The organism is Mycobacterium riyadhense, from assembly GCF_963853645.1.
In the GTDB taxonomy this organism is placed as follows: domain Bacteria; phylum Actinomycetota; class Actinomycetes; order Mycobacteriales; family Mycobacteriaceae; genus Mycobacterium; species Mycobacterium riyadhense.
On sequence record NZ_OY970456.1, the window covers coordinates 121,411 to 134,878 of the forward strand.

Annotated in this window: 12 protein-coding genes and 3 pseudogenes; 7 read left to right on the forward strand and 8 right to left on the reverse strand. The window is 64.8% G+C overall.

Annotation, left to right across the window (positions count from 1 at the left end):
* Positions 1–256 precede the first annotated feature (256 nt).
* The 3 genes and pseudogenes from AADZ78_RS00460 to AADZ78_RS00470 all read right to left on the reverse strand — a co-directional run bounded on the left by AADZ78_RS00460 (position 257) and on the right by AADZ78_RS00470 (position 2,872).
* Complete coding sequence (locus tag AADZ78_RS00460) at positions 257–1,105, reverse strand: peptidoglycan recognition protein family protein (RefSeq protein WP_085250992.1); 849 nt, start codon at positions 1,103–1,105, stop codon at positions 257–259.
* Positions 1,106–1,498: 393 nt separating this feature from the next.
* A pseudogene (locus AADZ78_RS00465) lies at positions 1,499–2,359 on the reverse strand (IS110 family transposase); the annotation flags it as partial.
* A gap of 180 nt (positions 2,360–2,539) precedes the next feature.
* Positions 2,540–2,872, reverse strand: coding sequence for a hypothetical protein (locus AADZ78_RS00470; RefSeq protein WP_139828763.1), 333 nt, complete (start codon positions 2,870–2,872; stop codon positions 2,540–2,542).
* Between the two features lie 95 nt (positions 2,873–2,967).
* On the opposite strand from AADZ78_RS00470, the gene AADZ78_RS00475 reads away from it, so the two are divergent.
* On the forward strand, positions 2,968–4,323 hold the full coding sequence (locus tag AADZ78_RS00475) for an alpha/beta hydrolase-fold protein (protein WP_085250981.1): 1,356 nt from the start codon (positions 2,968–2,970) through the stop codon (positions 4,321–4,323).
* 176 nt (positions 4,324–4,499) lie between these two features.
* On the opposite strand, the pseudogene AADZ78_RS00480 reads toward AADZ78_RS00475, so the two are convergent.
* Positions 4,500–5,030: pseudogene (locus tag AADZ78_RS00480) on the reverse strand (RES domain-containing protein); the annotation flags it as partial.
* Positions 5,027–5,458, reverse strand: a complete 432-nt coding sequence (locus tag AADZ78_RS00485) for an XRE family transcriptional regulator (protein WP_239656810.1) — start codon at positions 5,456–5,458, stop codon at positions 5,027–5,029. The pseudogene AADZ78_RS00480 and the gene AADZ78_RS00485, both read right to left, overlap by 4 nt.
* A 77-nt stretch (positions 5,459–5,535) precedes the next feature.
* On the opposite strand from AADZ78_RS00485, the gene AADZ78_RS00490 reads away from it, so the two are divergent.
* The 4 genes and pseudogenes from AADZ78_RS00490 (at position 5,536) to AADZ78_RS00505 (ending at position 9,207) form a co-directional block, all read left to right on the forward strand.
* Positions 5,536–5,772, forward strand: coding sequence for a type II toxin-antitoxin system CcdA family antitoxin (locus tag AADZ78_RS00490; protein ID WP_085250983.1), 237 nt, complete (start codon positions 5,536–5,538; stop codon positions 5,770–5,772).
* Positions 5,769–6,185 (forward strand): type II toxin-antitoxin system VapC family toxin, encoded by a 417-nt coding sequence (locus AADZ78_RS00495; RefSeq protein WP_260860890.1) that lies wholly within the window; start codon positions 5,769–5,771, stop codon positions 6,183–6,185. Before AADZ78_RS00490 ends, AADZ78_RS00495 begins: the two co-directional genes overlap by 4 nt.
* 430 nt (positions 6,186–6,615) lie before the next feature.
* Positions 6,616–7,572, forward strand: a pseudogene (locus AADZ78_RS00500) (ArsR/SmtB family transcription factor); the annotation flags it as partial.
* 96 nt (positions 7,573–7,668) lie between these two features.
* The gene (locus AADZ78_RS00505) at positions 7,669–9,207 is read left to right on the forward strand and encodes an FAD-dependent monooxygenase (protein ID WP_085250985.1); all 1,539 of its coding nucleotides are present in this window, start codon (positions 7,669–7,671) and stop codon (positions 9,205–9,207) included.
* Between the two features lie 77 nt (positions 9,208–9,284).
* Here AADZ78_RS00505 and AADZ78_RS00510 read toward each other — a convergent pair whose 3' ends face one another.
* Positions 9,285–10,709: an aldehyde dehydrogenase family protein gene (locus AADZ78_RS00510; RefSeq protein ID WP_085250986.1), complete on the reverse strand. Its 1,425-nt coding sequence runs from the start codon at positions 10,707–10,709 to the stop codon at positions 9,285–9,287.
* Between the two features lie 93 nt (positions 10,710–10,802).
* Between AADZ78_RS00510 and AADZ78_RS00515 the strand changes: the two genes are divergently transcribed.
* Both AADZ78_RS00515 and AADZ78_RS00520 read left to right on the forward strand, forming a co-directional pair.
* Entirely contained in the window at positions 10,803–11,144 is a 342-nt protein-coding gene (locus AADZ78_RS00515) for an ArsR/SmtB family transcription factor (protein ID WP_085250987.1), read from the forward strand.
* A 3-nt stretch (positions 11,145–11,147) separates the two neighbouring features.
* Entirely contained in the window at positions 11,148–11,633 is a 486-nt protein-coding gene (locus AADZ78_RS00520) for an SRPBCC family protein (protein ID WP_085250988.1), read from the forward strand.
* A 37-nt stretch (positions 11,634–11,670) separates the two neighbouring features.
* On the opposite strand, the gene AADZ78_RS00525 is transcribed toward AADZ78_RS00520, so the two are convergent.
* Positions 11,671–12,699, reverse strand: a complete 1,029-nt coding sequence (locus tag AADZ78_RS00525) for a fused (3R)-hydroxyacyl-ACP dehydratase subunits HadA/HadB (RefSeq protein ID WP_085250994.1) — start codon at positions 12,697–12,699, stop codon at positions 11,671–11,673.
* A 52-nt stretch (positions 12,700–12,751) separates the two neighbouring features.
* Positions 12,752–13,432 (reverse strand): DUF998 domain-containing protein, encoded by a 681-nt coding sequence (locus AADZ78_RS00530; protein ID WP_085250989.1) that lies wholly within the window; start codon positions 13,430–13,432, stop codon positions 12,752–12,754.
* Positions 13,433–13,468 lie beyond the last annotated feature (36 nt).

Here is a 13,468-nt window from a genome sequence, read left to right on the forward strand (position 1 = left end):
AAGACTGAATTTGTGCAAGTGAACGTGAGACACACGGACCCGAACCGAAGACATGCGAAGTTCAGGGGCAGCGCGACTGGCGTGGCGGTACCACGCTCGCTACGTCTAGGAAATGCAGCGGTCCGTGAGACAAAGCGAAACGGAATCGGCTGTGAGACAGCCGGAGAAGCGGCAGGTTGGTGGATGTCGGAGATGCAACCGAACGTGAGAACCTACACCGCCGCAACGCAATAACGCCGCAACGATGGCGTCATTGCTACTCCGGCCCGGGCCCCACTTTCAACCTCGGCGCAGCAGCGGTGGCCGGGCCAACGATGCCGTCCACCTTAAGGCCACGGGTCCGGCGCTGGAACTCCCTAACGGCGGCTTCGGTGTTCGGGCCGAAGATCCCGTCGACCACCAGACCTGCGCCTTGCTCGTTGAGCCGGCGCTGAAGTTGGGCGACCTGCGGCCCTTCGGAGCCGCGGAACAGCAGAATGTCGGCGTACTCACCCACCGGCAAGGGCGGTCTCGGCGTCGGGGCCGGCTTGGCAACACGGCCGATCTGGTCCTGGATGTCGCGACGCAGGATGTCCATGTCGATGGCGCCCGGATCCCACTTGCCCTGGGCGCGACCGGCATACTCCTTATGCCCGATCGTGCGGGCAGAAGTCTGGGCCAGCCGACGGTTGATCGCCGCACAGCAATTGACCATTGCGAAATACTGTGCGTCGGGCCAGTTCTGGCGGTGTGGAGCGGTGGGGCTAGTACCGGTGTTGGCGCATTCGATGCCGATCAGGTGCCAATTGCCCATGTTGGTCGGCAACCACGGGTACATGCCAACGCCCGCGTGCCACGCAACGCCGACCGCTACCACGGTCACCGTGCCGTCCCGCGCGATGTGCAGCTGCGACAGCGGCCCCGCGAGGTCAGGACGGCCTTGGGCGATCGAGGCGGCGCTCGCGCTATCCGATCCGGTGTGGTGCACCATGACGCCGCGGATGTCTTTGAAGTCACCATGCCCGCGGTCGCGCCAGCCGGGATATTCGATGGGGTTGACGCCCTCGGCGCGCAGGACGTCGACAAGCCAGACCGGATCGCCGGTCCAAGTTCCTGTCTGCGGCATTGAGGAGTCCTTATCTGTGTCGGGGACCCCCGTAAAGGTGGGGATCCGTTGGTCGTTGTTTTGTGGTTTTGCCTCGTTTCCCATCCCCGGCATTGGTCGGTGGAGCGGAGTCGGGGTCAAGGTGGAGCGCCCGCAGCGCAGCGAGGACGAACGACCTTGAGGCCGAGGAGGATCCGCCGCATACTCCCGGTCGGGTGGGACGAGGCTAAGACGTTGTAGTTCAAGCCATCTGCTGCCTCCCGTGCGTGAATGTGGTGCGCGAGACGACAGTCGGGCGTGCCGGCGCCCAGCCTTATCTGGGTCCACGGACGAGGTCCGGTGACATGATGATTGATGGGGTGCCCGGCGTGCGGGCTGGCGAGGATGTGTGGCCGCTGAGTCGGGTGAGCCCTGCCGCGACAGGTGCCCCGGGGAGCGTTTGGCATCCGAGGAATGCACGGTGACATCCAGCCCGGCGTCGCGCACCAGCTGATCAGAACTGGTGAATCGGCGCGCATCACCGATCTCGGCCCACATGATCGCCGCGCATAACCAGCCGATGCCGTAGTGGCGCTGCAGTGCCCGACATCCGGCTTGGCGCCGGGCGAAGTCCACCAATTGGGTTCGCAGCGCGTCGATCTCCGGAGTCAGCTCATCAATGCGGCGCAGGGCAGCATCGACGTATTGGCGTCCCGCTGGCGATAACGGCGCGCTAGCGAGCGCCTCCCGGCCCCGCGCCGACAGCAGTGCTTTGACCGGCGGGCAGCCCTGATGGAACAACTGGGCATGAATGCGCTGCTGCCAGGCGCGCCGCTCATCCATCAAGGTGCAATACAGCCGTCCCAGATTGCCGATCTCCAACACATGCGCCGGCGGGATCCACGACTCGGGAAACCGGCCCTGCAACAGCAGCGTGCGCAGCAACCGGGCATCGGCACGGTCGGTCTTGGCCCGCTTCTTGCGCCCCCGCAACGCCGCGATCTCGGCCGGATCCCCCACATGCACACGCACTCCCGCAGCCGCCAGCTCCTCGCTGACATACCGCCACCCGGTGCAACCCTCCAACGCGAACTCCGCGTCCCCATCCGGGCACCGCTCGCTCAACCAGCGCCGCAACGTTGACAGGGTCGCCGGCCGGATCTGACCCCAACGCACCAACCCGTCGTCATCGACGTAATCGAAAGTGATCTGCTGCCGATGCACGTCAAAACCGCCTACCATCGTCATCAGCGGGACCTCCTCGAGCTGCTGAAAAATTACCGACGCATAGATCATCGAGCGTCTGTGCCGAGGGGGTCCCCATCACATGTCATCTTTCTCGTGTCACTACCAACAGTGGAATGCAACCTCAGCGCGGTCGAACGCGCGGCGCGGACGCCGAACGCCGGTACGTACCGAATCCTACGTGGGCTCAGACAACGACCGCCGCGGCAACGCCAGCCGTGAGAATGGCTATTACATAAGCCTTTTGCCGACGCGGCATTGGTAAACACGGGCGGTGGCCTGGCGGTGGCAGCGTTTGACCTCGGCGGGATCTTGGAGCGCGATCGCGACCTTAACGCCGCCCGCAGGCGCTTCGAGCAGGTGCTGGTCGGTCGGACACGGCGTGGCTGCAAATTCATCGCGGCGCTCGACGAGAGGTAAGCAAGACAGGGGCAGCGACACAACCACCTCGATGGGCTGCACCTGGCCGCCGAGACCGGCAGGCCCGCCGATTTCAGGATCGTCGGCGCCGGGTCGATACGGAGTGGCAAAGTCCAGGGATGTCTGTAATGCCTTGTAAGTCAATCGTTTCACGCTTTTGCGCGCCTACAATTGGTGGTGTCAGCGCAACCGTCTTCACTAGCGAAAGCTGGCGCCAGTGCGACTGAAGGGGTGAACGCATGGTCAGAACACATACGGTTGTGGCGGGGGACACGCTGTGGCAATTGGCGTTGCGCTTCTATGGTGACGCGGAACTGTATCGGTTGATCGCGACCGCCAGCGGGATCGCCGATCCCGGCGCGATCGATGTGGGGCAGCGGCTGATCATTCCCGACTTCACGAGATACACGGTTGTCGCGGGGGACGCGCTGTCGGCGTTGGCTACGCGTTTCTATGGTGACGCGCAACTGTATCGGTTGATCGCCACTGCCAGCGGGATCGCCGATGCCGGCGCGATCGATGTGGGGCAGCGGCTGATCATTCCCGACTTCACGAGATACACCGTTGTCGCGGGGGACACGCTGTTGGCGTTGGCTACGCGTTTCTATGGTGACGCCTCGTTCTATCCGCTGATCGCCACCGTCAATGGCGTCGCCGATCCCGCCGTCATCGACGTCGGGCAGGTACTGGTCATATTCCTCGGGCGCAGCGACGGGTTCGGGCTGCGTATCGTGGACCGCAACGAGAATGACCCTCGCATGTGGTACTACCGGTTCCAGACCGACGCGATCGGCTGGAACCCCGGCGTCAACGTCCTGCTGCCCGACGACTACCGCACCAGCGGACGCACCTATCCCGTCCTCTACCTATTCCACGGCGGCGGCCCGGACGCGGACTTCCGCCAGTTCGACTTTCTAGGCATCCGAAACCTGACCTCCGGAAAGCCGATCATCGTTGTGATGCCCGACGGCGGGCACGCGGGCTGGTACTCCAACCCGGTGGGTTCGTTCGTCGGCCCGCGAAACTGGGAGACATTCCACATCGCCCAGCTGGTCCCGTGGATCGACGCGAATTTCCGAACGTATGCCGAGTACGACGGCCGTGCGGTCTCGGGGTTTTCGATGGGTGGGTTCGGTGCGCTGAAATACGCAGCCAAGTACTACGGCCACTTCGCCTCGGTGAGCAGCCACTCCGGCCCGGCGAGTCTGCGCCGCGACTTCGGCCTGGTCGTGCATTGGGCAAACTTGACCTCGGCGGTGCTGGACCTGGGCGGCGCCACGGTCTACGGCGTGCCGTGGGACGAGGCCAGGGTCAGCGCCGACAACCCGGTCGAGCGTATCGACAGCTACCGGAACAAGCGGATCTTCCTCGTCGCAGGCACCAGCCCGGACCCGGTCAACTGGTTCGACAGCGTGCAGGAGACCCAGGTGCTTGCCGGCCAGCGGGAGTTCCGCGAACGCCTCGGCGCCGCCGGCATCCCGCATGAATCGCATGAGGAGCCCGGCGGCCACGTCTTCCGGCCCAACATGTTCGTGCTCGACCTCGACGGCATCGTCGCCCGGCTGCGCCCAGCAAGTGCCGGTGTAGCACTATAAGAACTCGCCGATAGCCTGGCACTGCCGCAGGCACTTGCCCGACGGTTAGTTAAGACGGCCTTCTGCATTTTGAGCTTCCACTCACCCGTGACAGTCAAAGGTGCATCGGGAGGCGGATCGGTCAACGCGACGACATCGCCCGCCTGGTGCACGATGCCGCGCCCTTCGAAGCGTGCGACACAGACCTTGCCGTGCAACCGGGACGGAAACTGCACAGCGGCAGCGCCGCGGTCGAACAGATCACTGGCAATCGTCTGTGTGACCTTGCGTCGTTTCGTCGCAATCTCGCTCAGATCGAGATGCTCTAGGCCGCACTCGACCAATAGTGCCGCGTTGCGGTCCTCAAGCTCTTGGCGGGTATCAGCGTCGAACAGGTCAATCACCGGTCCATCCAGCTCCAGCCTTGCCTGGACGAGCACATTTTCCCGACGCCACTTCGCCGTCACAGGCGCGACTGGAAAGTCATCGGCGGCCTCGGGTCCGTAACGTTCGATGTGGCGTTGACGTGCAGCCAGATTCGGCCGGAAGTCCGCTAGCACCTCGCGCAGGCTCGTCACCTCGAACTCGGGTAGATACAGTGTTCGGAATCGCTGGTCGACATCGTCGAACCGGTGCGAGAATCCGTACAGGTCCAGCGGAGTGAAATCAACTGGTGCGCGGTGATATCCGACTCGCCACAATAGGCCGTCGACCGGGCTGCCGCTCACGCCTGAAAGGTAGCCACCTGGCGCGCTGCTTGTATCACCATTGTGAAATCCGCTGTTTCAGTCGCGGCGCCTAGGACCTCGATCGGAGCTTGATCGTCCAGGCGCGTGTTTGTGCCGAACAGCCATGCTTTGGCGGTCTCGTCGTCGTACACGTCGACAAGCATCCGGACTACCTTGTAGCCCTCGCGCAGCCGACGGTCGGTCGTCGCGTGCGGTTGCGGGCCGTCCTCGCGGGTACAGCGGCCTATCTGTTTGGCGTCGGCCAAGCCAGCGATCGCCGCCGAGACGCGCTGGCCAACGGTGTCCTGCAAATACGTGGCGATCTCACGGATCGACATCGAAGCCGCGTCGATTTCGAGCCTGTGTGCAGCTGAAGGGGTCAGAAGGGGCATCCCGCGCCTCCATCGCATGTAAAGCGGAAGATCCATACAAACAACACCGCACTCCATCTGGGGACGCGCGGCGACTGATCAGGCTCAGGCCGGGTACACCAGCCGTTCAGACTATGTGTATATTTGTGTGTATGGCAAGGCTGAATGTGTATGTACCGGATGAGCTGGCGCAGCGTGCTCGGGCGCGGGGGTTGAATATTTCGGCGCTGACGCAGGCGGCAATCAGTGCCGAGTTGGAGAACTCCGCAACTGATGTGTGGCTTGAGGGGTTGGGGGCCAGAAACACTGGTGCTCGGCATGACGACGTGTTGGCCGCGATTGATGCCGCTCGCGATGAGCTTGGCGCGTGAGCCAGGCCGCGTCCTCGCCGCCGGCAGAGCCTGTGGTCGTCGATGCCAGTGTGATGGTGGATTTGGTTGCACGCACTGATGATCGGTTCGCGCCGGTGCGTGCGCGGCTGGCTGGAACGGTGATGCATGCTCCGGCGCATTTCGATGCGGAGGTGCTGTCGGCGCTGGGGCGCATGCAGCGCGCCGGCGTGCTGACTGTTGCGCAGGTTGATGTGGCACTGGATGAGCTGCGTCAGGCGCCGGTGACTCGTCACGGCCTGCCGTCGTTGCTTGCCGGGGCGTGGGCGCGGCGCGAAACCCTAGGTCTGGCCGATGCCCTCTACGTCGAGCTCGCCGATACGGCGGGTCTGGTGCTGCTGACCACGGATCACAGGCTAGGCCGCGCGTGGCCCTCAGCCGAGGTCATCGCCTAATCGCAGCTTTCGCTGGCCGGAAGTAGATGCAGCAGGCCGACTGACGGGCAGCGCTTAACCATATTGGTAATCTATTGGCTCGATAGCCCCAATCCGACGGAATGCCGGGCGCGCAGCGGCGGACCTGGCCCTGTTTGAAGTTCACCGCCCGATCGCTGGCTGAGCCTCGGACCGACCCACGACCCCGCGACATCAAATAGCAACGGCCCTAATGAATTTCCTGCTGCGTTTGATGGTGGATCCGTAGCCAAAGGGCGGACAACTCTGTGCGGTTGATTCGAAATAACCTGTAAGACAGCGTAATTCGTGTCATCCCGTGATGTAGACCAAGAACGCGACCAGCGCAACGTCAACCGCGAATCGCCCGGCACCATGCTCGCCGGGACGACCACCCGGTACCCGTGCCGATCGGGTCGTAAAATGGATCGGCATGCTGCGGCTGGTCTTCACCGCCAACGATTTCGCGTCGACGCAGTTCTTGGCTCAGCCCGCCCCGGCTTTGGAATTGAAGTTCGCGGCGCGTGCGTTGCGCCAAGGCATTTCGACACCGTGGGGTGCGCGGTGGCGATGTAGTGCGCTTGCCGCATCGCCCACGTCGTCAGCATCGGTGCGGACGTTGACGGGCCCCTTCACGTGGTCGATTTCGCCGACCGTGATTGCAGCCGACCTCGACGAGAGTCTGGAGGCGGTGTTGAGGTTGAGTGCACGCCAGCTGCGCGCTGAGCTGAAACAGTTTCGTAGCTGTCCCTACGTCGGAGTTCCGCCATTCCTTCGGTGCGCCCTCGAGGGCGATCGACAAGCCACGTTGTCGTTGTGCCGCGGGACGAGGAACCTGTTCACCGCGGTGCTCGAGCCGCACTGGCCCGATATTCGGGCCAACCACCGCAGCGAGCGTGTCCGGCGCAGTGTCCTCGTGGCAGACCGTGGTCTGCGCACTGCGTTGACCGCCACCGTCCCCGGCTCCCGGTGGAGCGGCGACTGCCTGGAAATCGATACTCCGCCGGAGCGCACGGTGCGCTTGGCCGGCCGGGGTGTGGTGTTGACGCCTGTCGTCTTCTGGACGGGACCACCAGTGGTCGGCGACCTCGGCGATCATCCGGTCGTGCTCGCCTATCCGGCGCCAGCCGAGTTGACCTTTCGCGTCGGCAGCGAATCCGACACGCTCGCCGCCATTCTCGGATCCACCCGCGCGGCAGTGCTGCGCTTGTTGGCCGATGAACACACGACCGGTGACGTCGCGCGAACCCTCGGTATCAGTCCAGCGTCGGCGTCCGAACACACCTCGGCGCTACGGGCCGCTCGCCTGGTCAACAGCCGCCGCGACGGCAAAGCCGTCGTCCATCACGCCACCGGTCTCGGCGTCGACCTGCTCGATGCGAACCGCCGCCAGCCCGGCGTGAGGTTTCGGCCGTCCCCGAAACGATTGCACAACGCCATCGCAAAGTCGCAGAGTCGGCGGTAACGCGTTGCCGGGAGGCGAGTCGTGGTTTCGGATGTAGTGATTGTCGGAGGTGGCCCGGTCGGGTTGATGTTGGCCTGCGAGCTGAGCTTGGCCGGTGTGCGTCCCGTTGTGCTGGAACGGCTCGCCCAGCCACCCGACGAGACCCGTGCAAACGGGTTGGTCGGTCAGGTGGTCCGGATGCTCGACCGGCGAGGCCTGTATCAGCGGCTGACCGGGGATTCCGAGATACCCCAGCCGGCCCCGACGTTTTTCTTCGGGGCCCTGCCTCTGGATCTGGCCGCACTCGACGACAACCCTTTCTATCTTCTGCCGGTGCCGCAGCCACGCATTCAGCAAGTCCTGGACGAGCGTGCCGCCGAGCTGGGGGTGGAAATCCGCCGCGGTCATGAGCTCACGGGCCTGTCACAACGCGCCGATGAGGTGATCATCGACGTCAACGGTCCCGAGGGCCGCTACGAGATGCGCTGCCGCTACGTCGTCGGGGCCGACGGCGGCCACAGCACGACCCGCGAGTTGGCCGGTATCGGCTTTCCGGGCACGACAAACGACGACGTGGTAGCCCGCACCGTCGAGGGTGCGGTGCCCGCCGACCTGGTCGATGCCGCCACCGGTGGGCTGAATGTGCCTGGCCATGGACACATCCCGCCGTTCATCTCGCAACGCACCGACACCGGGCTGTTTGCCTTCGGGAATCTACCGTCACGTCCTCCGTTGATGTTCACGGTTGAGTGGACCGCCGGCGGCGTCGACGAAACGGTGCCGTTCACGCTTGGCGAATTCCGCGAGAGCGTCCGCCGAGTGCTGGGCGTCGATCTGCCCCTACAGCCGCCGGCGCATCGGCTCACCCGCACGACCGGTGTCAATACCCGTCTGGCCGAGCGTTTCTCCGATAACCGCGTGCTCTTGGTGGGCGATGCCGCCCACGTTCAGTTCGTGCTCGGGGGCCCGGGACTGAATCTCGGCCTGCAGGATGCGATCAACGTCGGTTGGAAACTCGCAGCGTCGATACGCGGCTGGGCGCCGCGACGCCTGCTGGACACCTACCACGCCGAGCGCTGGCCGGCCGCGCGCCGGGCCGCCTTACACACCCAGGCACAGCTCGCGCTGCTGGCACCCGGCGCCGAGGTCGCCGCGCTGCGGGAACTGTTCGCCGAATTCCTCGATGACGCGCACAATGTCGCCCACATCGCGAACCTGATGACCGGCGCCGACGTTCGCTACGAGATGGGCGCCGCTGGCGCCCACCCACTCGTCGGCCGCTGCGCCCCGGACCTGGTGCTCGATACCGGCCACGGCACGCTGCGACTGGCCGAGCTGACCAGGACCGCCCGACCACTCCTGCTCGACCTCACCGAAGACGCCTGCTACGCAAGCGAAGTCGACGCGTGGCGGGACCGCGTCGACACCGTCACCGGCAGCACACGCGACTCCGACGCGTGTGCCCTGCTGTTGCGCCCGGACTGCTACGTCGCCTGGGCCACCGACACAGCTCGGCCAGATCGAGCACTTCGGGAATCGTTGCGCGCTGCACTCACCACCTGGTTCGGAGCTGTGGCGTGACCAGTTCGTCGTCAGCTCTCGTGCGCCGCGATCCGGTCGAAATCGATTCCGTACTAGTACTTTTCGCCGGGAATCGGCTATTGGGACACGTAGCCGAGGGTGCCCTTGACCTCCAGGTACTCGTCGAAGCCGAACTCACTCCATTCGCGACCATTGCCGCTGCGCTTGTAGCCACCGAAGGGTGAGTTCAGGTCGAACGCGTGGTTGATCGCGACCTGACCGGCACGAATCCTGCGGGCCACCGCACGCGCCGCCTCCAGGTCGGCGGCCGAAACATAGCCGGCCAGGCCGTAGTCGGTGTCGTTGGCGAGCTCCACGGCGTGATCGACGTCGTCGTAGTCAAGGATGCACAGCACCGGCCCGAAGATCTCCTCGCGCGCGATCGCCATGTCATTGCTGACGTCGGCGAACACCGTCGGCCTGACGTAGTAGCCGGTGTCTAGCCCGTCTGGTCGGCCGAGGCCGCCGGCAACGACGGTGGCGCCCTCGTCAATGCCCGACTGGATCAGGCGCTGGATCTTGTCGAACTGTGCCTTCGAAGCCACCGGACCGATCGCCGATTTGTCATTCGGGTCGCCAACCTTCACTTGTTCGGCGGCGGCCCGGGCGGCGGCGAGGGCCTCGTCCTTGCGCCGCTTCGGCACCAGCATGCGCGACGGCGCGTTACAGCTCTGACCCGAGTTCGGCATCATCGCCTTCACGCCGATCGCGACGTTCCGCACGAAGTCGTCGTCGTCGAGCACGATGTTGGGGCTCTTTCCGCCCAGCTCCTGTGTCACGCGCTTCACCGTCGCCGCGGCGTGCTTGGCGACGTCGATGCCAGCTCGCGTCGAGCCGGTGAACGACACCATGTCGATGCCCGGATGGCTCGACAGCGCGACGCCGACACCGGCGCCGTCACCGAAGATCATGTTGTAGACGCCCGCCGGTACCCCTGCCGCCTCCATCACCTCGGTGAAGATCTGCCCCGAGTACGGCGCGACCTCGGACGGCTTGAGGATCATCGTGCAACCGGTCGCCAGCGCGGGGAACACCTTGCAGGCGATCTGGTTGAGCGGCCAGTTCCACGGCGTGATCAGGCCGCACACCCCGATCGGCTCCTTGGTCACCAGCGTCGACCCGCGCGACTCCTCGAACGAGAAGTTCTTCAGCGCGTCGATCGCATTGCTGAGTTGCCCGAGGCCGAGGTAAACCTGGGTGCCCGAGCCGAGTGACGGCGGCGCGCCCATCTCCTCGGAGACCGCCTCGCCGAGGTCGGCGGACCGCTTCTGATACTCGGCGAGGATCGCCTGCAGCAGGTCAAGGCGCTCTGCCCGGCTGCTCAACGACCAGGTGGCGAACGCCTTCCTGGCGGCTTTGACGGCCTTGTCGACGTCGGCCGCCGAACCCAGCGCGATCTTGCCGCTGACCTGCTCGGTGGTTGGATTGTCGACGTCGAGGGTCTTGGGCTCGACCGGATCGACCCACATGCCATCGATGTAGAACTTCAGATATTCGCGCATGGCTGTACTTTTTCACCACTGCGTGTCGCACACCAGGTTCGGAATTCGGTGAGGGCTTGACAATATACAACCGATCGGTTGTATGTTTGACGAGTGACCGAGCACGACGAGGACCGGGCGGACGCCCTGTTCCACGCGCTTGCCGACCGGACCCGGCGTGACATCATGCGCCGGGTGCTGGCTGGGGAGCACTCGGTTTCCACGCTCGCAGTGAAGTACGAGATGAGCTTTGCGGCGGTGCAGAAACACGTCGTCGTGCTGGAAAGGGCCGGGCTGCTCACCAAGCGACGCAGCGGTCGCGAGCAGCTGGCCAGCGGCGATGTGGCGGCGGTGCGGTCGGTGGCGTCCATGCTTACTGAGTTGGAACAGGTTTGGCGTGGTCGCATCGCACGCATTGACGAACTCATCTCATCCGACTCAATCAAGGAGGACTGAACCATGCCGGTGACCGACGTCCAGCAGGATCTTGACAACCTAACCCTGACCATCACCGCCGACTTCGCGGCGCCGGTGGAGCGGATCTGGCAGGTCTACGCCGACCCGCGTCAGCTGGAAAAGGTGTGGGGGCCGCCGACCTATCCGGCGACCGTGGTCGACCACGACCTCAGGCCAGGTTGCCGCACAACGTATTTCATGACCGGCCCGGAGGGCGACAAGCATGCGGGATGGTGGCAGATCACGGCCGTGGACGAGCCGACGAGCTTCTCCTTCGACGATGGCTTCGCCGACTTGGACTTCAACCCGCTCCCCGGAATGCCGGTCTCCCGGAACGTCTACACCTTCGTCGAGCACGACGGCGGCACTCGCGCGACCTATGTGAGCACCTTCGAGTCCGCCGAGGCGCTTCAGCAGGTGCTGGACATGGGCGTGATCGAGGGCGCCTCAGCGGCGATCAACCAAATCGACGACCTGGTTGCCTCCTGAATCGCGCCGACGGGCGTGCCGGACCAGGGACGCCAGATCAGCGGAAGCGGACGTTCATCGTAGCCAAGCCGAAGATCTTCCGGCCACCGGACTTGGCGGCAAGAACGACGACACCGGTGCGCGTGGCCGGGTCTAGTGACTTGATCCGGCCGCTGAATTCAATGTCGGCGCCGTCGATCGCCGGCACGATTGCGGGCGCGGACAGCCGCACCGCGTAGCGGGTGACCGCGCCGGGGTCGCCCGACCAGGCGGAGGCGAATCCGGCACCCAATCCCATGGTGAGCATTCCGTGGGCGATCACGTCGGGCAGTCCGGCCAGCTTGGCGAGGTTCTCGTCCCAATGAATGGGGTTGGCATCGCCCGCCACGCCGGAATAGTTCACCAGGTCGCCGCGGGAGAGTCGGGCGTGGCGGACCGGTAGTTCGTCACCTACCCGCACGTCATCGAAGGACGGTGTCCCTGGCGTGCGGGTAGTGCCGCCCTCGGCAATCCGAACTTCGCCATCTGGGCGCACCGTCTTGTGATAGGCGGCATCGGATTCGCCAATCGGGAGCGCGTACGCATCGTGCATCATCGCGTTCTGCACGGCGGACTTGATCGCCGGATCGACATCCTCGGCGGTGAGGCCGACGACGGTGGTGTGCAGGGTGTGCACCCGCTCGCCGGCAGTGTCGGTGAAGGTGTTGGTCACGGTGATCAGGTCTCTGCCAGCAATCCTGCGAACCGACGTCAGTTCGACGTCAACGTGCAGCTCATCGCCGGCCAGGATCGGGCGGTGCTGCTCGAAGACCTCTTCGGTCTGCACGTAGGTGTCGTAACCGACGACCACCGACTCGAACATGAGGCGATTGCAGGCCATGCCGGGGACCGACGTAAACGTGAGCGGCGCCACCAGGCCCGAATATCCCAGTTCTGCGGCGGCGGCGACATCCCAATGTGCTGGGTGGCTATCCTGCACTGCCCGGGCGTACTCGCGTACCTTCTCGCGGCCAACCAGGTAGGTGTCATCCATCTGGTAGTAGTGGCCAACCCGCGATTCGATCGCCGACGCTTCTGTTGTGGTCATGAATGTGCTCAACTTTTCTATCCGCCTGTTCACCGAGGCGGACCAAAGCACACTAACGTGCGGACCCCGTAGCCGTATGGCCGACGCTGCGGTACAGCTTGACCGAGACGGCCGTTAGCCACGCCCAGACCACCACGACGGCCGCGGTGAACGCCAAAATCGAAGCGGTGCTGCCGGAGGACATCGCGAGGAAGCTTCCCGCGAACAAAAACCCGGCGATGCGCGAAAACCACGCCCAGTCGGCGCCGCCGGGTCCTCGCGCAAACCATCCGCCAAGCACGAAACACGCGGCGACCAGGCAGATGAAGCCCACCGTAGCGACGGCGAAATGGGTCATGCAGTGCCAGCTCGGATGACCAACGCCCGGCGGTGTGCCGGGCGGGAAACCATCCGACGGGTCGGCGCGGAAAGCCGCCGCGATCATCAAAGCGAGTCCATAGCCACCCAGCAGACCGGCCGCCCACGCTGAGCGACGTCCCGCACCGAGTGCGCGGCGGAACCCCACGGCTGCCGCGATCGTCATCGCGCCGGTGATCAGAAAGGTCGCGATCTGGATCCACCCGAGGTCTCCGTTGGCGAGTTGGCTGGCGGCGTGTCGGGTCGGGTCGAACCCATCACGAGTGGCCGCCTGGGCGCCAACCGACAGCACATAGATCGGGCCAGCGATGACGCCGTATCCGAGAAGCGATTTGGTAATGCGGTCCGAAAGGGGCGGGCAATCGGTGGTGGTCAAAGCGGGCCTCCATGTCACTATGGAACTAGACCGTAC

Bases quoted from the DNA above. Each gene is read 5' to 3' on its own strand.
- AADZ78_RS00460 (WP_085250992.1), bottom strand. From the start codon at position 1,105: ATGCCGCAGACAGGAACTTGGACCGGCGATCCGGTCTGGCTTGTCGAC.
- AADZ78_RS00475 (WP_085250981.1), top strand. From the start codon at position 2,968: ATGGTCAGAACACATACGGTTGTGGCGGGGGACACGCTGTGGCAATTG.
- AADZ78_RS00485 (WP_239656810.1), bottom strand. From the start codon at position 5,458: ATGGATCTTCCGCTTTACATGCGATGGAGGCGCGGGATGCCCCTTCTG.
- AADZ78_RS00490 (WP_085250983.1), top strand. From the start codon at position 5,536: ATGTGTATATTTGTGTGTATGGCAAGGCTGAATGTGTATGTACCGGAT.
- AADZ78_RS00510 (WP_085250986.1), bottom strand. From the start codon at position 10,709: ATGCGCGAATATCTGAAGTTCTACATCGATGGCATGTGGGTCGATCCG.
- AADZ78_RS00520 (WP_085250988.1), top strand. From the start codon at position 11,148: ATGCCGGTGACCGACGTCCAGCAGGATCTTGACAACCTAACCCTGACC.
- AADZ78_RS00525 (WP_085250994.1), bottom strand. From the start codon at position 12,699: ATGACCACAACAGAAGCGTCGGCGATCGAATCGCGGGTTGGCCACTAC.